14 protein-coding genes are annotated in these 18,778 nt (G+C 58.2%); 10 read left to right on the forward strand and 4 right to left on the reverse strand.

The window, feature by feature from the left end:
• Positions 1–56 precede the first annotated feature (56 nt).
• Positions 57–1,214, reverse strand: coding sequence for a DNA-processing protein DprA (dprA, locus tag RISK_RS23105; RefSeq protein WP_236696618.1), 1,158 nt, complete (start codon positions 1,212–1,214; stop codon positions 57–59).
• Positions 1,215–1,547: 333 nt separating this feature from the next.
• Between dprA and RISK_RS23110 the strand changes: the two genes are divergently transcribed.
• The 6 genes from RISK_RS23110 to RISK_RS23135 all read left to right on the forward strand — a co-directional run bounded on the left by RISK_RS23110 (position 1,548) and on the right by RISK_RS23135 (position 9,203).
• Positions 1,548–2,444 (forward strand): AAA family ATPase, encoded by an 897-nt coding sequence (locus tag RISK_RS23110; RefSeq protein WP_047816752.1) that lies wholly within the window; start codon positions 1,548–1,550, stop codon positions 2,442–2,444.
• A 5-nt stretch (positions 2,445–2,449) separates the two neighbouring features.
• Entirely contained in the window at positions 2,450–3,718 is a 1,269-nt protein-coding gene (locus tag RISK_RS23115) for a DUF58 domain-containing protein (RefSeq protein ID WP_083435132.1), read from the forward strand.
• Positions 3,711–6,374, forward strand: coding sequence for a transglutaminase TgpA family protein (locus RISK_RS23120; RefSeq protein ID WP_047816622.1), 2,664 nt, complete (start codon positions 3,711–3,713; stop codon positions 6,372–6,374). Before RISK_RS23115 ends, RISK_RS23120 begins: the two co-directional genes overlap by 8 nt.
• A complete protein-coding gene (gene cmk, locus RISK_RS23125; protein ID WP_047816623.1) occupies positions 6,371–7,060 on the forward strand; it encodes a (d)CMP kinase in 690 nt (229 codons plus the stop codon). The genes RISK_RS23120 and cmk overlap by 4 nt, the downstream gene beginning before the upstream one ends.
• A gap of 2 nt (positions 7,061–7,062) precedes the next feature.
• Positions 7,063–7,569, forward strand: coding sequence for a CinA family protein (locus RISK_RS23130; RefSeq protein WP_047816754.1), 507 nt, complete (start codon positions 7,063–7,065; stop codon positions 7,567–7,569).
• Between the two features lie 155 nt (positions 7,570–7,724).
• Complete coding sequence (locus RISK_RS23135) at positions 7,725–9,203, forward strand: sulfatase (protein WP_047816624.1); 1,479 nt, start codon at positions 7,725–7,727, stop codon at positions 9,201–9,203.
• Positions 9,204–9,274: 71 nt separating this feature from the next.
• Here the strand turns inward: RISK_RS23135 and RISK_RS23140 are convergent, their stop codons facing one another.
• The 3 genes from RISK_RS23140 to RISK_RS23150 all read right to left on the reverse strand — a co-directional run bounded on the left by RISK_RS23140 (position 9,275) and on the right by RISK_RS23150 (position 13,433).
• Positions 9,275–10,348: a hypothetical protein gene (locus RISK_RS23140; protein ID WP_150122683.1), complete on the reverse strand. Its 1,074-nt coding sequence runs from the start codon at positions 10,346–10,348 to the stop codon at positions 9,275–9,277.
• Between the two features lie 251 nt (positions 10,349–10,599).
• A complete protein-coding gene (locus tag RISK_RS23145) occupies positions 10,600–11,709 on the reverse strand; it encodes a glycosyltransferase (RefSeq protein ID WP_047816626.1) in 1,110 nt (369 codons plus the stop codon).
• Positions 11,710–11,741: 32 nt separating this feature from the next.
• Entirely contained in the window at positions 11,742–13,433 is a 1,692-nt protein-coding gene (locus RISK_RS23150; protein WP_047816627.1) for a UxaA family hydrolase, read from the reverse strand.
• Between the two features lie 143 nt (positions 13,434–13,576).
• Here RISK_RS23150 and sucC point away from each other — a divergent pair, with 143 nt between their 5' ends.
• The 4 genes from sucC to groL all read left to right on the forward strand — a co-directional run bounded on the left by sucC (position 13,577) and on the right by groL (position 18,520).
• A complete protein-coding gene (gene sucC, locus RISK_RS23155; RefSeq protein WP_047816628.1) occupies positions 13,577–14,761 on the forward strand; it encodes an ADP-forming succinate--CoA ligase subunit beta in 1,185 nt (394 codons plus the stop codon).
• 147 nt (positions 14,762–14,908) lie between these two features.
• Positions 14,909–15,781: a succinate--CoA ligase subunit alpha gene (sucD, locus tag RISK_RS23160; RefSeq protein ID WP_007327387.1), complete on the forward strand. Its 873-nt coding sequence runs from the start codon at positions 14,909–14,911 to the stop codon at positions 15,779–15,781.
• A gap of 730 nt (positions 15,782–16,511) precedes the next feature.
• Entirely contained in the window at positions 16,512–16,829 is a 318-nt protein-coding gene (locus RISK_RS23165) for a co-chaperone GroES (RefSeq protein WP_047816629.1), read from the forward strand.
• A gap of 71 nt (positions 16,830–16,900) precedes the next feature.
• Positions 16,901–18,520: a chaperonin GroEL gene (groL, locus tag RISK_RS23170; protein ID WP_047816630.1), complete on the forward strand. Its 1,620-nt coding sequence runs from the start codon at positions 16,901–16,903 to the stop codon at positions 18,518–18,520.
• The last annotated feature ends 258 nt before the right edge of the window (positions 18,521–18,778 follow it).

An 18,778-nucleotide genomic window follows, 5' to 3' on the forward strand; every position in this document is an offset into this window, starting at 1 on the left:
GGAGGCTTGGAACCAAGGCGGGAGAATAGCGCTGTAGGGCCGAACTGTCAACCTTCTCAGATCCGCGACACATACTGGCCGCTCAAGCGGCGAACAAACCGTTTCATCTCCAGAATGCTCACGATCGCATTGACCCGAGACGCGGGTAGCCCACTGCGGAGCGTCACCTCGTCGATCGCCGTGCCCGAGGTGCCCACCGCGAACAGGACCTGCCGCTCGACCTCGTTGAGCGTCATCTCACGCCCATCTCGGACTGCCTCCCCCCCATCGGCCGCTGTGGCTCGAGAGACATTCCCGCTCAGTGGTCCGAGCAGCTCCAGCACGTCGTCAGCGTGCTGAACCAGCGTTGCACCATCTCGAATCAGGTGATGACACCCCTGCGAAGCCCGGCTGTTGACCTGCCCAGGCAGGGATCCGACCGACCGGCCCAGCTCCGATGCCAAGCGAGCGGTGATCAGGGACCCGCTTCGCATGGGAGCCTCGATGACCAACGTCGCTTGCCCCAACGCAGCGATGATTCGATTGCGTTGCGGGAACATTCCACCGCGCGGCTGGGCCATCGGGGCGTACTCGCTGATCACCGCTCCACGCTGAGAAATTTCGTCCGCCAGCGGTGCATTTTCGGCAGGATAAATTTTTCCGAGCCCACCGCCGAGCACCGCAATCGTTCGGCCCTCCGCCTCCAGTGCCGCCCGGTGAGCCGCCGTGTCGATGCCCCGCGCCAGCCCGCTGACGATCGTCACCCCAGCCCGCGCCAGGTCCATCGCGATGCGACGCGTTTGCTGCAGCCCGTAGGCCGTTGCGTGCCGCGTCCCGACGATCGCAACCGAGACCGTGTCCCGCGGCAAAATCGAGCCGCGGCTAAAAATCAACGGCGGGGCGTCGTCGAGTTCTTCCAGGGCAGCCGGATACGACGCCTGCCCCCGACGCAGAATGTTGACATCCTTGGCCGCACACCAAGCGAACACGTCCTCGATATCGACGTGATCATCCGCTGTGTCGATCACGTGAGCCATCTTGGGCCCCACACCATGAACCGACGCCAACGAGTTTCTGTCTGCATTCAGGATGGAACGAGCCGAGCCAAACGCATCCAACAAGGACGTCAACGTCCTTGGCCCCAATCCCGGAAGCAAGCACAACTGCACTAATTCACGAGTGGTGTCTTCCTTTTGAGTGTTGCCATCGCCAGATGCATGAGTGTCCGAGTCCATCGGCGCGACACCCTCGTCGTCGCCTGGTTGATGTTCAGGAATCGATCGACCGTCGTTCATCGGATGGTCTCCATTGAATTGGTTCGCACGGGATCCTCTGCCGCGAAATTCATCCCACTCAATTTTCGTATGGGGGATTTCAACACGGGGAATCTCAACACGGGGACGCACCGCCCCAGAAGATCAGGCCGATAGAAAAGCGATCGCGGAGCCACTAGCATAGCAGTTCTTCTCAAACGGCTGCTTCGCTCCTTCTTCCTTCGCTCACCAATCACGGTCGACCAAATGTCATTTCGGGCCGCGTCTGACTTATGCCAGAACCTCTGCGATCACTTGGCAAAGGTCGTCTTGGGCAAAGACGAACTCGTCGATTTGTTAGTTGTCGCGTTGTTGGCCGGTGAACATGTTTTGCTGGAAGATGTTCCCGGTGTCGGGAAAACGTTGACGGCCAAAGCGCTCGCACGCAGCCTGGATGCCAAGTTCACTCGGCTTCAGTTCACGCCAGACTTGCTGCCCAGCGACATCACGGGCAGCATGATCTACCGCACCGACACCAGCCAATTTGAATTTGCACCGGGCCCCATTTTTGCCAACATCGTTTTGGCCGATGAAATCAACCGCGCCCCGCCACGCACCCAATCGGCTTTGCTAGAAGCGATGAGCGAGGGGCAGGTCACCGTCGATGGCGTGACTCACGAATTGCCGAAACCGTTCATGGTGGTCGCAACCCAAAACCCATTTGAATACGAAGGCACTTACGCGTTGCCGGAAAGTCAGCTTGACCGTTTCTTGCTGCGGACCTCGATTGGTTACCCCTCTCGCAACGTGGAACGTGACATTCTGACGACTCACCAATCAGGTGAGCCCGTTGATGAACTTCAATCCATCGTGGGCGCCGCGGAAGTCAGCGAAGCACAAGCCTATGTCGGACAAGTCCGCATGGATGAATCGCTGGTGGACTATTTGCTGGACATTGTCGAGGCAACACGTCATCACGATGCATTCCAAGTGGGTGTCAGCACCCGAGGGCTGATCAGTTTTCATCGCGGTTGCCAAGCCATGGCGATCCGGCGTGGTCGCGACTATGTCACGCCGGACGACATCAAACAAATGGCAGTTCCGTCTCTCGCTCACCGCGTGTTGGCCGAAGGCATCTTCCAAGGCGGCAACCGATCGGTGGTCGAGCAGCAATTGGCGGATTTGATCGAACCCATCCCTGTGCCGGTTTAAACACGATGGTCCTGCAGCGACGCAACACCCGCAATCGTCTGACGCGGCTCGGTTGGCAATTCATGCTGATCGGCATGTTTGGGCTTCTGGGTGGGTCGCTCAACGGATTGAACTTGCTGATCGTTGTCGCGGCGATGACGCTGGCCGTGCTGCTTGCGCAATGGCGAGTCAGCCGATCCACCATCGAATCAGTTCGAGTCGATCGACGAGTCCCGCGGGAAGTGTTCGCTGGCAAACCCGCACGGATCCGGTACCAAGTCAGCAACCGCCATCGATTGATGCCGCTGTGGTTGATCTGTCTCAGTGATCAAATCATGCGAACGGGTGCCGATACGAACTCGACCGACTCAAGCAGCAACTCTTTGCCACCAACCACCACCGCTCGCTCGCTCCACACGGGTGTGGGCCTGCTGCTGCCCTCACAAGCAACCAGCGCTTACCTGGATGTCACTTTCGAGCATCGCGGGCGCTATCAGCTGGGGCGATGGCGAGTCTCAACGACCGCGCCGTTTGCTTTGTCAACCGCTTGGCGTGAGTCGACTGACGAAGAAGAGTTCGTCGATGTCTACCCGCGACTGCTGCCCCTGACTCGATCCTGGCGGCAGCTTCTGCCCACCAAGCTCGGCAACGTCTCCTCCTCGGCTCACCGGCAGGGGCATGCCGATGAAGTCTTCTTTGGGCTTCGCGAATATCGCCGGGGGGACAGTCGCAGGCACATTCACTGGCGAACCACCGCGAGAATCGGTGATCTTGTGGTCCGTCAATTTGAGCAGCAACGACGCTTGGATCTTTGCTTTTTGGTGGATGCCTATTGCCCCGTCTCGGCTGCCGAATCCGACGCCCCACATCAGAGTGTGGAGACCGCAATCAGCCTGGCCGCTTCGCTGGTGGTTCAGCTCTTCGGTGGCTCCGGCAGTCAAATCATGCTGAGTGTTGCCGGCCAACACAATGAAACCTGTGGCGGCGGTTTTTCTCGCGAAGCCCTCCGGCGGATGCTGCAAATCCTCGCTCGATTGCAGACCACCAACACGCCTGATTTAGACGAATCGTTGGGGCAAGTGGCCAAGGCGGTCAAGCATTTGCCTGATCTGGTCGTGCTCAGTCCCAGACCGCTGTCGGAAGTTCTCGCAGCCAATGACAGTCAGTCTTCCCTCCTGCGGCAATGGCAGCAACGAGGGCGGTTGAACTGGGTCAATTTGTCCAGTCGTGACGCTGCAAGTTGGATCGCCGGAGGATCGTCTTCCCAATCACCTGCCGAGGCTCTTCATGAGTGATGCTTCGATCACCGACGATGACATGAGCGGCGCCGACGCGCTCAATCTGCGTGAACTGCAGGCGATCACCGAGACCACGCCTGATTCACCACTTCGGCTGCGAACCAAATTGGCCTTCGCCTTGGTCACGATGCTCAGTGGGTTGGTCATTGGCAGCAGCGGGCAAACAGAATCATTGCCGATCATCGTGGTGTTCTTCAGCGTGATTGGGTTCCTGTTTGTTGACTGGATGAAGCTGTTCGCGTTGCCCGCCGTGGTCGCTTATGCCGCCATGGCTATTGCCGCGATCTATTGTGTCTCGGGCTTCATGCAAGGCATACAAGTCGGCAACAAGATGGAAACCGTCGCGGAACTGCTGATCATCGCGCAGTCCATTTTGATGCTCCAGGAAAAGACCTCGCGACTGTTCGAGCAATTGATGGTTTTCGCGTTGCTGAACTGCGTCGTGGCAGCGGTCTTCAATGACGCGTTTGCCTACGCGATTTTCTTCGTTCCGTTGACGATCTGCAGCGGCATGGCGATCGCCTTGCTCGCCGCTGACAACTTGGTCGAGCAGGCTCAGTCACCGGATCAGCAAGCGAGTTTGCTGGCTCGAGGGTTGGAGGCAGACGCAGAAACAGACGCCTTCAATATCACCTGGAACAACTCCGCCGCGGTGGATTCCTTTGCTCGCGCGGGGGTGAGTTTGCCCTGGATGGTCGGAGTGATTTTGTTTCCAGCGGTGCTGCTGTTTGCCGCCATGTTCTTCTTTGGTCTTCCGCGTCGCGTGGACGCCAACCGAGGAAGCTCGCAAGGTGTCGCGATGGTTGGGTTCAGCGACACGTTGCACCTGAGCGACATCAGCCAAATGCAACAAAACTCTCAACGAGCCTTGCGCGTTGACCTGATCGACCGCGAAACGAAAAAGCCCTATCCCGTTGTCAGCGACCTGTACTTACGCGGCGCTGTGCTGGAACAGTACTTGGCCGATGAAGCGACGAGCTGGCGAGCGACGTCGGTGTCCAAGTCGCCACCTCCACCACTGCCCCCAGAATTCGTTCCGAAACGAATCAGCGACTCCAATTTTTATGATCGTGTCAACGTTCGCATTGCTTGCGAATCGATGTCCACCGAATCGCTGTTTGCCATCGCTCCCTATCACTGGTCTCCCGGCAGTGACGACCTGATGGAACTCAGTGGCAAGTGGACGGTCGCGCGTCGCAATGCTTCGGGAGGGTCTGTCGCCACCGGTGCGTTGGGTCTGCCTTGGTACCCGCCGGTCAAGTATCACTTCGGAACCCACGCGTTTCGAAGTGGCGTTCAAAGCCGCTGGTTGGCGTACAAGACCCCGGTGCTCGATCGGTCCCTGGAAAATTCCCCTTCCCCCGCCGATCTGACCGCGAATGATCTGAATTACTTGGACCAATTGCTTGAGTACCCGCAAGTCCTGATCCCCACCGCAGAATCGCTGGCGAACAAGATCGTTGAAGACATGCCACCGAACAAACGCACCCCCGCGGGAATTGCGGACGCGTTTCAAAAGCATTTGTCGCTGAGCAGTGACTTCCGCTATTCGTTGCAGCCCAACCCATCGGCGATGGTCGGCGTCGATCCAATCGAGCAATTTTTGTCGACCGACCGACGTGGCCACTGCCAATTCTTTGCTTCGGCGTTGGTGATGATGCTGCGCAGCCAAAACATCCCCGCTCGCGTGGTCGTTGGTTATCACACCGATGAATTCAGCGAACTGGGGCAGTACTTCATCGTTCGCCAAAGCCACGCTCATGTCTGGGTGGAGGCCTTGATCGCTCGCGCCGACATCCCCATGGGGACATCGGTTTACGGGCAACCGGAGTCCGATTTTTACTGGTTGCGTTTGGACCCCACCCCAGGCGGCGGAGGCGTGGCAGGAGCCGAAGCGAGTAGCAACCAAATGCTCGATTTAGCACGGGATCTGTGGGACGACTATGTCATCGAAATGGATTCCAAGCGACAAGAGGCGGCCCTGATGTCGACACCAGGCTTGGCACCGATGACCGCTTCCTATCGATCATGGATCGATCGCACAAAGGAACTCGCCATGCGAATCAACTCGGGCGATGTCGAAGGCATTGGCGGTGGCAAACTGTTTTCTTGGCAAGGTGCCGTCGCCGCGATCGTGCTCACCATCCTGGCCATGGTTGGGCTGAAAATCCGCTTCCCACGATGGTTGCAGAGCAAACTTGGCAAGCATCGGCAAATCAAGGCCCCACGCCCCTCGATCCCTTTCTACGCTGAAGCACTCGACCTGCTTTCAAGTCTTGGTATCGAACGACGCCCGGGCCAAACCCCGGAAGAACTGACCCGGCAATTGGAAGCCACTGACGTGTCGCCGGGCCTGGATCCCACCCGCAGTCCCCAATCCGAAGCTCATTCGGACTCGGGTCAGCAGTCGTCCCAGCTTCATGCTCCTATGCGTCGATTGACCGACGCGTTCTACGCATTACGGTATGGGCAGATGCCGGCCGGAGATCCAGAAGCCTCCGGCCAAGTTTCCCGTGTTGACCCCAAAGTCTCCGCCGTGAATTCCAGATCGGCTGCCCCTGCACCCCAACCGGAGTCGTCGCTGTTGTCACGCCCTGACGTGGAAGACGCACTGAGTACCCTTCGCCAAATTGCAAAGCGTTCCACCCCATGATCATCACCATCGACGGTCCAGCCGGAGCAGGCAAGAGCAGCATCGCACGACGCGTCGCCAACGAACTTGGGTTCGAATTCCTCGATACCGGAGCGATGTATCGCGCCGTGACTTGGGGCGCCATGCAGCGTCAGATCGCGTGGGACGACGTGGATGCGTTGGTCGATTTCGCCGATGCCGTCTGTTTGGTTTGGCAGGACGACTGCATCTATCTCGACGACCAAGATATCTCCGAAGAAATCCGTTCGCCGCAGGTCACTCGTCACATTCGGCACTTGGCGGACCCACCAAGGATTCGCGAGCGGATCACATCGCAGCAGCGTCGCATCGCCACCGGGCGTGACATCGTGACGGAAGGTCGTGACCAAGGCACCGAAGTCTTTCCCGATGCCCATTGCAAGATCTTCCTGACTGCATCCCCGGAAGAACGCGCTCGTCGACGGCAGCAGCAACTCGCCCAAAGCGGCCAGGTGATGTCGGTGGAAGAAATTCTGACCGCGCAGAATCAACGCGATCTCGAGGATCGAATGCGACCCGTCGGAAGGTTGCGAGCCGCTGCCGACGCGATCGTTCTGCAAACCGATGGGATGACTCCCGACGAAGTCCGCCAAGAAGTTCTGCGGTTGGTTCGCAAATGCCTGGATGCCACGGCGACCAATTCCACGTCGAGCGATCCAAACGCATGATCATGTCTGAGAGCGACCCAAGTGACGAAGCCGCTTCCCCGTCCTCGATCGCAGCGAAACTGGTCTCTCAACTGAATCAGTCGCAGCAACGTTTGATCCTGGCCGAAAGCTGCACCTGTGGCGCTGCTGCCGCCGCGATTGGAGGCGTTCCGGGTGCGTCCAACGTGTTCTGCGGTAGCGCGGTGACGTACCGGGAAACCACCAAACAAGCGTGGCTGGGAGTCTCGGAAGCCGACCTGAAACAGCACACTGCCGAGAGCCAGGCGATCACTAACGCGATGGCGACCTCGGTCCTTCAACGCACCCCTGATGCAACCATGTCCGCGGCCATCACGGGACACCTCGGCCCCGACGCGCCGCCCGAAGTGGACGGCGTCGTCTTCATTGCTGTGCTGCGGCGTGGGTACGAACTGGAACCGCGACGAGTCGTGCTTCGCAGCTTCGCTCGCTTGGACCGACAAACCGAAGCCACCGCCGAATTGCTGGTCGCGATTCATCGGAGTTTGTAGAAATGCCGGCCCGAAACGCAGGGTGTCTTCCCTGGCGAGGTCGAAGAAGGCCTTGGGGCATCAGGATTTGATGGTTGCGGGATCGACCATTGGCGGTGGCGATGAAGTATGGTGGGTGCCCCTTCCCTGCCTCTCACCCACGAAGGATTCTCGCGATGCGATCCTTTCCCATTTTGTCACGCTGTTTTGAACGAGCCGGTTTTCACTCGGCTTGGACACTGCGAAGCGCGGCCGCGACTGTCTGTTGGTTGGCTTTCGCCGTCAGTGGTTTCGCTGAGACGCCCAAGAACGTGTTGTTGATCTGCGTCGACGACTTGCGACCTGAGTTGGGCTGTTATGGAGCGGACTACATCTCGTCGCCCAACATTGATTCACTCGCCGCCAAAGGCATCCAGTTCAATCGGCACTTCGTGCAGGCCCCGACCTGTGGTGCATCTCGATTTGCGATGCTGACGGGTTGTTACGGTCCTTCGGGAAACCACGCGTTGTTTTCGCGAGCCAAGCAGATGGCGAAGGACCCGAGTTCCGTCACCCCGTCGATGCCGCGTTGGTTCCGCGATCATGGGTACACCAGCGTTTCCGTCGGCAAGGTCTCGCATCATCCCGGCGGTCGTGGCGGAGCGGACTGGAACAAAGAGGACGAGATTGAAATGCCAGGTGCTTGGGACCGGCACCGGATGCCCACCGGGCCGTGGCAGCATCCTCGCGGAGCCATGCACGGCTTGGCCGATGGCGAGATTCGAAAAGACGCCAGCCAAATGGATGTGTTCCAATCGGAAGGCGGTGAGGCGAAGTACCCTGATGATTTGATCCTGGAAACGTCGCTGGATGAGCTTGCCACGCTGGCCAAGGACGCCGCCGACAAGCCGTTCTTTTTGGCGGTCGGGTTCATTCGACCGCACCTGCCCTTTGGGGCTCCCGCCGAGCACATGGAACCCTACCGGCAGACCGTGTTGCCGAGGATCGAGCATCCCACCAAGCCATCAGGCCAAACGACTTGGCATCGATCCGGTGAGTTCATGCGATACAACCGCTGGGGCAAGGATCCGAACCAAGACGCCGAATTCGCGGAGGCCGTCCGGCGGCACTACGCCGCTTGTGTGTCCTACGCGGATGCGAACGTGGGCGAGGTGTTGAAGCAACTCGATGAGCTGGGCCTGCGAGAGTCCACCGTCGTGGTCGTTTGGGGAGATCACGGTTGGCACTTGGGCGAACATGCGATTTGGGGCAAGCACGCTTTGTTCGAGGAATCGCTGCACTCGCCGCTGATCATTCACGATCCGTCGATGAGCAGCTCCAGCCAAACGGACGCGATCGTGGAAACGATCGATGTGTTTCCGACGTTGTGCGAGCTGACCAATTTGCCGTCGCCGCCAAAGGTCGATGGCGAGTCGTTGGTGCCCGTGTTGAAAGACCCGGCGTCCTCCGAAGGCGAAGCGGTTTCGTATGCGAAGGCGACGACGATTCGCACGTCGACGCATCGTTTGATCTCGCATCCGAAGGGTTTTTATGAGTTGTACGATCATGAAACGGACCCCGGCGAAACCAAAAACGTCGCCGACGAAAACCCTGAACTGGTTCAGCAGTTGCAACAACGTTTGAAAGAACGCTTGGCCAACCGTCAGCAGTTCTGAGCAGACAAAGTGGCATAGGCTTCCAGCCTGTGATTCCGACTCCCCAGGCTGGGAGCCTATGCCACACTCGACTATTGCCTGTTTGCTTCTTTGGAGTCTGCGCCGCCGACCTGTTTGAGGAAGTTAAACATTTGTTGCCTTTCCATTCGTGGGTCCAAACAGTCTTTCTCAAAGATTTTGCAGAAGTGCAACCGCCAGTCGTCATCGCTGTCTGGGGCACCGTCTGGAGATTCGTCAGCAATCCGCCAGTCCAACTCGGTGTGCGAGTTAATGCGAGTCTTCCCGCTCCCTGACACACTCATTTGCTCGACCACCTTTGGTAGCCATCGGCCATTCCGTTTTTCGTAAGACGTTCCAATGGTGGCAACCAGAGCTCCATTTTTCTTGAGGCGGTAATCTACCAAAGTGGGTAGCCAATCATTCTTTTTTGAAAAGGTTACCTTGCAAATGATTGGTATTCGCACACCGCCGTAAACATACGAGGCCGTTAGCGTTTCTCGGTCATCGGACCACTCCACATTCTCAATGAGATCTTTGTTGAGGAAGATACTTGTGAACCATTCTTTCGTACATCGGCCGGATAGCAAATTCGAATGTCGAGCGAAAGGTAGCACGAAAGGATGGAACCAAGCCCTGTGCGTTCGAGGAGGATCTGGCTCTTCACCGATGATGTATTTGGAAACCCCTAGTGGGGTTGATAGTGTGGCTTGGCGCACAAACAGGATGGCGGGTTTTTGATTAACACGTAGTCTGTGGTCCCACAGCGGGCGAGTGGTTGAAAGGCCTTTCTGAACAGGCACTTCACCGAAACCATGATAGGTCCATGAAGCTTTGTTATTGTCACCAGGTCCCAACGCAATGATTTCCGACATGTGTATGTCTTGCGGATCCTCACTGCGTTCTACAATCTGAGTTATCTGCGAGTCCATCCAGCAGGCGAAGTCCGCCGGGAAATCGTTCCAAGACTCCAAGAAGTGAACCGCGTGTTTTTGAGCCAGGCCTATGTCCGATGACCGCTCGTCTGAACCGAGTATGCCAGTGGGCTGCGGAGGCTCGTCTGAAAAAGTGCTGTGACCGGAGAGAACCGCCATGGCGATGGCCGCAATGTTTACCCCAGTCCGCAGTCGTCGAAACGAAGCTTTCATCAGTGTTCACCTTCGCCGCAGCAGCGGCTGTTGCAAGTCAGTGTTCAGTTTCGTGAGGCAAGGACTAAGTCGCTGCGTCTTTTGAACTGGGGCAGGTTGAATGGACTGCTCCGTCCTGCCTTTGAGGTGTGAATCCCCTGTGAATCAGTCTCGTGGGGTGAAGTCCTGGAGTCAAGAAAAACGATTGGATCGAAAGATGGCAAAGTGGCATAGGCTTCCAGCCTGTGGAGTGAAAATCACAGGCTGGAAGCCTATGCTACTATTTTGGCGTACAGTTCGCGGTAGGCGTCGACCATTGCGTCGATGGTGAATTGGGAACGGACGCGAGACTGGTTGGCTTGTCCGGTTTGGTTTGCCAGTTCTTCGTCGGCCAAGAATCGTTCCAGCGAATGGACGAGCGCCGTGTCATCGTTCAGCTCGAAACCTTGGTTGGGATCATGGCCGATCAACTCTTGGCTGCCTTCGACATGGCTGCTGACGACGGGCTTGCCCGCCGCCATGGCTTCCAAAATCACGTTGGGCATGCCTTCATAACGGCTTGGCAAAACCACCACGCGGCTGGCGGCGATCCAGCTGGCGATGTTGCTCTGCCATGTCAGCACGCGAACGCGGTCGCCGGAGACTTGCTTCGCCCAGTTGGCCAGTTCGTTTTGCAGTGGGCCGTTGCCGATCAGCACCAACTTGCGATGGCTGTCTTCGGGAGCGAACCGCTCGACAGTGCGTTGCAGGTGCTCCAAGCCCTTTTGCGTGTGCAGTCGCCCGACGAACAGAACCACGGGACTGTCGGCGGGCCAACCCAGGTCGGTCCAGTCAATTGGATCGGCGGAAGCAAACGCATCGACGTCGACCGCGTTTGGGATCACCGATGTGCGATCCGGTAAGAGGTTCAGTTGTTGCTGCGCGAAGGTCTCGACCGCTCGGCTGACGCAGACCACGTGGTCCACGTTGCGAAGCGTTTGTCGTTCCACCGCCAGTCGCAACGAATTGGGTTCGGCGACACGGATGCCGGCGACTCGTGGTTGTCGGGACGAGACGTTGAGCATGCCGAGGACGTTGGCGTGCCACAGAAACGTTTGAACCAATGAACCAGGTCGACGTGCCAGCCAACCTCGCAACTGAATCGTCGCTGGCAGAAAACCGCGAGACGTTTGGACTCCGCCGCTGGTGACCTCGATGCCTTCGTCATGCAACTGTTGGACGAGTCGGTCGTTGCCTTTGGGCAGAGAGTCTGCGGTGGGCAGTTTGCCGAAGCTGAACAGTCGCACGTCATCGCCTCGATCGCGAAGACCGATGGCGAGTTGTGTGAGCGCTCGTTCGGCCCCGCCAAAGTTCATCTCGGTGATGATCAGGTCAATGTTCATGGTGCCAATCGCAACTCAGAGCCACTCACAATTCACAGCACCGGCCCGACCGTCCACGGCACAAATTCATGGTCGCCCAATCCAAGGCGTTCGCTGGCGGTTTGCATTCCGCTGGCGAACTGCAGCAACTCTTCGAACAGTTGATCCGCGAGCTCTTCCATCGAGACACCCTCGAGCAACTGGCCTGCGTTCCAGTCCATGTCGTCTCGCATGGCGTGGAACAGAGCCGAGTGACTGGCGATCTTGATCACGGGAACCGGTTTGCCGCCGAAGCAACTTCCGCGGCCGGTGGTGAACAACACCAAGTTGCAGCCGCCGGCGACCTTGCCCGTGACGCTGGACGGATCAAAGCCCGGCGAGTCCATCACGTACAGACCTTGTTTGGGCACCGTGTCCGCGTAGTCCAGGACACCATCGAGGATTCCCGTTCCGGACTTGCTGACTGCACCGAGCGATTTTTCGGTGATCGTGGTCAGCCCACCGGCTTTGTTGCCGATCGAAGGGTTGTTGTCGATCTCGCCGCCGTACATCGCGACGTGCTGCTTCCACCAATCGACTTTGTCCATCAAACGCTGGGCCACCGTTTCGTCACGCGAACGGGCGACCAGCAAGTGTTCGGCGCCGATCAGTTCGGTGGTCTCGCTGAGCACCGCCGCGCCCCCGTGAGCGACCATGCGATCGGCGAGTGCACCGACCAACGGATTCGCAGTCCATCCCGAATGGCCATCGCTGCCGCCGCACTCCAGAGCGAGTCGAAGGTGGCGAGCCGGGACCGTGGTTCGCGAATTTTGGTTGGCGATCTCGAGCATCGTTTCGAGATGCTTTTCCGCGCGATCGATCGTCGCTCGCGTGCCGCCTTCGGCTTGCATGGTCAGCATCGTCGTCGAGACCGATTCCGATTCGGGCGAGGTGATCGGCAGCGACCGGGGGTCGGAAATCGCGACCAATTGGTGATGTTCGCTCAGGTACTCGGGCGTCGTTTGTTCGCAGCCCAGTCCGATCGTCAGGCAGGATCCGACATTCGCGTGACCAGCGTAGCCCTTGAGGACTCGGCCGAGCATTTGTTGTTTTTGGCCGGCGTAGCGAAGCGCGCAGCCGGTCGTGTGCGTTCCGATCGCGATTCCATCCACGTTGGGGAATTCCGCCAAGCGTTCGGGAGGAAACCGAGCCGCGACATGGTGGCAAACCGTCGCACTGCAATTCACGCGAGCCAGAATCTGAACGTAATTTCGCGAGCCGACTTGGCCGTCCGGTCGCACGAACCCTTGCCAGGTTTTTTCGGCTGGAACGGTTGGCTTTTTCGCGGGAGCGGATTTTGAGAAAGCGGTTCCGACCAGCGAACGCCAATCCGAGTCGACTTGATGGGCGTCGACCAAATTGTGCGAGTGCACATGTTCACCGACGCGGATGTCGCAGGAAGCTTTGCCGATCGGCTGGCCAAATTTGATCACCAATTCGCCGGCGGGAATCGCTTGAGCGGCGACTTTGTGTCCCGCGGGAACGGCGGACCCTGCGATACGGAGGTTGCCGATTGTTTCGCCTGCCACCAAGGCCCGCGCGGCCATCCAAACGTTGTCGCCATCGTGCAGTTGAACGACGCCATGGTCGGTTCCGTTGGGGGCAGCACCGTCCGGGCTGTTTTCGGATGGATCAGCGACCCCGGAGCCCTCCGCGTTGGCATTGGGATTCGGTGTCGAGGCGGATGGGTGGTCGGTGCCAGTCATCTATTGAGCGGTGGTGGTTGGAATTTTCCGAGCTGCTACCATTTTCACTTCCGGCAGTCTGACAGACCCCGGACTCGCTCGCCATCATGGCGAGGAGACGTACCTTCGCATTCCTTTCGCTTGCCAACTGGGCTGAACCCCCGATGAAAATTCACGAGTATCAAGGCAAACAGCTTTTCCGAACCGCCGGCGTGCCGGTTTTGGAAGGGCACATGGTGACAACGCCTGACGAAGCGGCTGCCGCATACGACAAACTGGGTGGCAAAATCGCGGTCGTCAAAGCTCAGATTCACGCGGGCGGGCGTGGCAAAGGCAATGTCATCGACAACCCGGACCAAAAGGGCGTCGTCCTGGTCAAATCGGCCGAAGAAGCCAAAGCGGCAGCCGAGGGATTGTTGGGCAACAAATTGGTCACCATTCAAACCGGGCCCGAAGGCCAAACGGTTTCCAAGGTCTTCGTCGAAGCCGGATGCGACATCGCTCGCGAATTGTACTTGGGCATCGTGGTCGACCGCGGCAGCAGCAAGCCCGTACTGATGGTCAGCACCGAAGGTGGTGTGGAGATCGAAACCGTCGCGGAAAAAACACCCGAACTGATTTTCAAAGAACACTTCGATCCCGCGATCGGGCTGGACGGTTTCCAGGTCCGCAAGCTTTGCAAAAAGCTCGGCATCGAAGGTGCTGCGGCCAAGAGTGCTTACAAATTCATGACCGCGATGTGCCGTTTCTTTGTCGATTTCGACTGCGAAATGGCTGAGATCAACCCCTTGGTGATCACCGGATCAGGCGAGATGGTGGCTTTGGACGCCAAGATCATCTTCGACGAGAACGCGATGTTCCGTCACAAAGACTTGGAAGAGCTGCGGGACCTCAGTGAAGAGGAAGAGTCCGAAATGCGAGCCAAGAAGGCTGGGCTCAGCTACGTCAAGCTCGATGGCAACATCGCTTGCTTGGTCAACGGAGCCGGCCTGGCGATGTCGACCATGGACATCATCAAGTACCACGGTGGCGAACCGGCCAACTTCTTGGACGTCGGTGGGGGAGCCAACGCGGCTCAGGTCACCGAAGCGTTCCGGATCCTGTTGTCGGACCCCAACTGCAAGGGTGTGTTGGTCAACATCTTCGGCGGGATCGCTCGTTGCACGACGATCGCGGACGCGTTGATCACGGCCAGCAAAGAAGTCGGGTTCAACGTGCCTTTGGTGGTGCGATTGGAAGGAACCGAAGTCGAGGAAGGCCGCAAAATGCTGGCGGAAAGCGATGTCGACATCATCAACGCGATGGATTTGACCGACGCGGCGAAAAAGATCGTCGCAGCGACTGCGTGACGCTTCGCGTCGAGCGACTCGCGATCGGCTTCCAGTCGGTCGCTTGATTTGTAAACAAGATTCAGGCATCGCCTGATCTCTTCCTTCCAAAACATCACCCTCGGCTGTTGGTGCGACGCCACCAGCCAAACGCGAAAAGCTATCAACATGAGTATTCTGGTCGACAAAAACACCAAGGTCATTTGCCAGGGGATCACTGGCAACGCCGGGAAATTTCACTCTCTCGGGTGCCGCGACTACGGTACGCAAATGGTTGGCGGTGTCACGCCCGGCAAAGGTGGCCAAGACGTCGAAGGCATTCCTGTTTTCGATACCGTGGAAGAAGCGGTTCAAAAGACCGGCGCCGACGCGACGATGATTTTCGTCCCGCCGCCGTTCACCGCGGACGCCATCTTGGAAGCCGTTGACGCTGGCATTCGTGTCATCGCCGCCATCACCGAAGGCGTGCCTGTCATCGACATGGTCCGAGTCTACGAAAAGGTCAAAGCCAGCGGATCGACGCTGATCGGCCCCAACTGCCCCGGTTTGATCACCCCCGGTGAATGCAAAATCGGCATCATGCCCGGTTACATCCACAATCCCGGCAAAGTTGGCGTGATGAGCCGCAGTGGAACGCTGACCTACGAAGCCGTTTGGCAAACCAGTTCGCTGAAACTCGGCCAAAGCACCTGCGTTGGTCTGGGTGGCGACCCGATCGTCGGAACGAACTACATCGACCTGTTCAAGATGTACCAAGAAGACGACCAAACCGAAGCGATCTTGATGATCGGTGAAATCGGTGGCAGCGCTGAAGAAGAAGCCGCCGCGTTCGTCAAAGAGCACGTGACCAAGCCGGTCGCCGCCTTCATCGCGGGTCGCACCGCACCTCCCGGAAAACGCATGGGCCACGCCGGTGCGATCATCAGTGGCGGCAAAGGAACGGCAGAAGAAAAGGTCGCCGCGTTGGAAGACGCCGGCATCGTCGTCGCTCCTTCGCCCGCTGAAATGGGCGAAGCCGTCGTCAAGGCAATGTCGAAGTAGTTCCGACAACGAGGATCCTCTCGTGTTGAACAGGGCGTGCAGTTTTGAAGTGCTGTATTGCCGAGCGTTTATCATCACCCTCCCCCTGGGAGGGTCGAGCGAAGCGAGGGGAGGGTCGAGCATGGAAAACGGCGCGGATTGCCCTCCCCCGGAAATCTCGCTGAACGCTCGCTTTCCGACCCCTCCCGCTGCGCGGGCGGGGTTTTGCAAGCCGTCGGCCAGGTCTCACCTGGCCTGACGAATCGGTGGAAAGCGGTCCAATCAAGGTGGTCGCATTTTGCTCGGGTTTCACAGGGGCTTGCGTTCGCGAGTGAGGCCACGAAGTGGTCACAGACGGTAGCCGGTGGTCGAGCAAAGCGAAAACCACCGGACAGTGACAGTTCCACATCCGTGCTCGTTCCTTGCTGACGCGGCGGGTTGGGGGAGCACTTGCGAGTGGCAGTTTTGCCGCGTGTGCCACGCTGGCGGGCTGTCACTGATGAGCTGCTGAATTCAGGTCACGATCCTCGGATTTGGCGCAAGTCATTGTCTCGCAGGGGCTTGCGGCCAGTCTTTCTGTCTGCGGCACAGCGATTGCTTATTGGGCGGCTTCAACGAACAAAGCTGCCATTTTGGTTGGCCGTGAAGTCGGACGCGTTTGAAATCGCTCCGATCAGCCAGCCGGAACCGGTTAGCCCCACCACACATTTCCCCCACATCTCGACTCCAGACCACGAAAGGTGTCACGGACATGGCAGCAGCCACCAAGAGTGCAACCAAAATTCGTTTGCAACCCCTCGGCGAACGCATCGTTGTTCAGCGTGAGGAAAGCGAAACCACGACCGCCGGCGGCATCGTGTTGCCCGATTCGGCCATGGAAAAGCCTGCTCGAGGGACCGTTGTGGCCTTGGGCACCGGCAAATTGCTGGACGACGGCAGCCGAGCTGACTTCCAACTCGTCGCTGGCGATCGCGTGCTGTTCAGCAGCTACGCCGGCGAAACCGTCGAAGTCGACGACGCCGAATACCTGCTTATGCGAGAAGACGACGTCCTGGCCGTGATCGAGTGATCATCGGCGATGGTTTCCATCGCGTTGTTCTGAAACCCATCTCTGCACACCTTTAAATTTAATAGACCACCATGCCAAAAATCATTGCGTTTGACCAAGAAGCACGCGAAGCCATTCGCCGCGGCGTGTCCAAACTCGCTCGCACCGTGAAAGTCACTTTGGGCCCCAAGGGTCGCAATGTGATTTTGCAAAAGAGCTTCGGCAGTCCCACCGTGACCAAAGACGGCGTGACCGTTGCCAAGGAAATCGAACTGGAAGACCCCTATGAAAATATGGGTGCTGCAATGGTTCGCGAAGTCGCGAGCAAGACCAGTGACGTTGCCGGTGACGGAACGACCACCGCAACCGTGATGGCCGAAGCGATCTTCAACGAAGGCCTCAAAGCCGTCGTCGCTGGCGTCAACCCGATCCAAATGAAGAGCGGAATTGAAACCGCGGTTGCCGACATCACCGAGCAACTTCACAGCATGGCGGTCAAGGTCAAAGACCAAGAAGCCATGGCCAACGTCGCGACCATCGCCAGCAACAACGACCGTGAAATCGGAACGTTGCTCGCCGACGCGATGAGCAAGGTCGGCAAAGACGGCGTGATCACCGTCGACGAAGGCAAGAGCCTGCAGACCGAACAAGAGTGGGTCGAAGGCATGCAGTTCGATCGCGGCTACTTGTCGCCTTACTTCGTGACCGACTCGACCAGCATGGAAGTCGTTCTCGAAGACGCCTATGTCTTGGTCTTCGAAAAGAAGATCAGCAACATCAAAGACATGGTGCCGTTGCTCGAAAAAGTCGTTCAACAAGGCAAGCCTTTGTTGATCATCGCCGAAGACGTCGATGGCGAAGCACTCGCAACGCTCGTAATCAACCGTCTGCGTGGCACGTTCACCGTGTGTGCAGTGAAGGCACCTGGCTACGGCGATCGTCGCAAAGCCATGATGGAAGACATCGCGATTTTGACCGGTGGTCAAGCGATCTTCGAAGCGTTGGGCGTCAAGCTGGAAAGCGTCGACCTGCCACAACTCGGTCGTGCCAAGAAGATCATCGTCGACAAAGACAACACGACGGTCATCGAAGGTGGCGGCAAGAGCACTGACATCAAGGCTCGCATCGACCAAATTCGTCGCGAAATCGAGCTCAGCACCAGCGACTACGATCGCGAAAAATTGGAAGAGCGTTTGGCCAAGTTGGCTGGCGGTGTTGCCAAGGTGAACGTCGGTGCGGCAACCGAAAGCGAAATGAAAGAAAAGAAGGCTCGCGTCGAAGATGCGTTGCACGCGACTCGCGCAGCGGTCGAAGAAGGCATCCTGCCCGGCGGTGGTGTGGCCTTGCTTCGTGCCAGCGGCAAAGTCAAAGCGGCTGAGACCCTGAGCGACGACCAATTGGTTGGTTACAACATCGTTCTGCGTGCCTGCCGTGCTCCGTTGACCATGATCAGCGAAAACGCTGGCCAAGACGGCGGCATCGTCTGCGAAAAAGTTTTGGCGATGAAGGGCAACGAAGGCTACAACGCGTTGACCGACGTTTACGAAGACTTGGTCAAGTCCGGCGTCATCGACCCAACCAAGGTGACTCGCACCGCATTGGGCAACGCAGCCAGCGTCGCAACCTTGTTGCTGACCAGCGACGCGTTGGTTGCTGAGAAGCCAGAAAAGAGTGGCAAAGCCGGTCACGGTGGCGACCACGACATGTATTGATCCAGTCGGGCCGAACGTTCCGTTCCGCCCTCTGTGTTCCAAGCATCCAACCCTTCGCTGTTCTTCAGCGGAGGGTTTTTTATTGGGGCAGCGCAAACGGAAATTCCCATTGCTGAGTGCCGCCGGCTTGGGTGGGACGGGTTCTGTGCGGAGGACCGTTCGGCGATTGTTTGCCGTGTTCTTCAGTCGTCTTTGCGTTTCTGGTGACTCCCACGCTCCTCGTGTTATTCACGTTCGCTGGTGAGTCCGTTGATTGCG

The organism is Rhodopirellula islandica, from assembly GCF_001027925.1.
Taxonomy (GTDB): domain Bacteria; phylum Planctomycetota; class Planctomycetia; order Pirellulales; family Pirellulaceae; genus Rhodopirellula; species Rhodopirellula islandica.

Excerpts from the sequence above, each read along its gene's own strand:
- cmk (WP_047816623.1), top strand. The coding sequence starts at position 6,371 with ATGATCATCACCATCGACGGTCCAGCCGGAGCAGGCAAGAGCAGCATC.
- RISK_RS23145 (WP_047816626.1), bottom strand. The coding sequence starts at position 11,709 with ATGAACATTGACCTGATCATCACCGAGATGAACTTTGGCGGGGCCGAA.
- RISK_RS23130 (WP_047816754.1), top strand. The coding sequence starts at position 7,063 with ATGTCTGAGAGCGACCCAAGTGACGAAGCCGCTTCCCCGTCCTCGATC.
- RISK_RS23115 (WP_083435132.1), top strand. The coding sequence starts at position 2,450 with ATGGTCCTGCAGCGACGCAACACCCGCAATCGTCTGACGCGGCTCGGT.
- dprA (WP_236696618.1), bottom strand. The coding sequence starts at position 1,214 with ATGGACTCGGACACTCATGCATCTGGCGATGGCAACACTCAAAAGGAA.
- sucC (WP_047816628.1), top strand. The coding sequence starts at position 13,577 with ATGAAAATTCACGAGTATCAAGGCAAACAGCTTTTCCGAACCGCCGGC.
- RISK_RS23150 (WP_047816627.1), bottom strand. The coding sequence starts at position 13,433 with ATGACTGGCACCGACCACCCATCCGCCTCGACACCGAATCCCAATGCC.
- RISK_RS23120 (WP_047816622.1), top strand. The coding sequence starts at position 3,711 with ATGAGTGATGCTTCGATCACCGACGATGACATGAGCGGCGCCGACGCG.
- RISK_RS23135 (WP_047816624.1), top strand. The coding sequence starts at position 7,725 with ATGCGATCCTTTCCCATTTTGTCACGCTGTTTTGAACGAGCCGGTTTT.
- sucD (WP_007327387.1), top strand. The coding sequence starts at position 14,909 with ATGAGTATTCTGGTCGACAAAAACACCAAGGTCATTTGCCAGGGGATC.
- groL (WP_047816630.1), top strand. The coding sequence starts at position 16,901 with ATGCCAAAAATCATTGCGTTTGACCAAGAAGCACGCGAAGCCATTCGC.
- RISK_RS23140 (WP_150122683.1), bottom strand. The coding sequence starts at position 10,348 with ATGAAAGCTTCGTTTCGACGACTGCGGACTGGGGTAAACATTGCGGCC.
- RISK_RS23165 (WP_047816629.1), top strand. The coding sequence starts at position 16,512 with ATGGCAGCAGCCACCAAGAGTGCAACCAAAATTCGTTTGCAACCCCTC.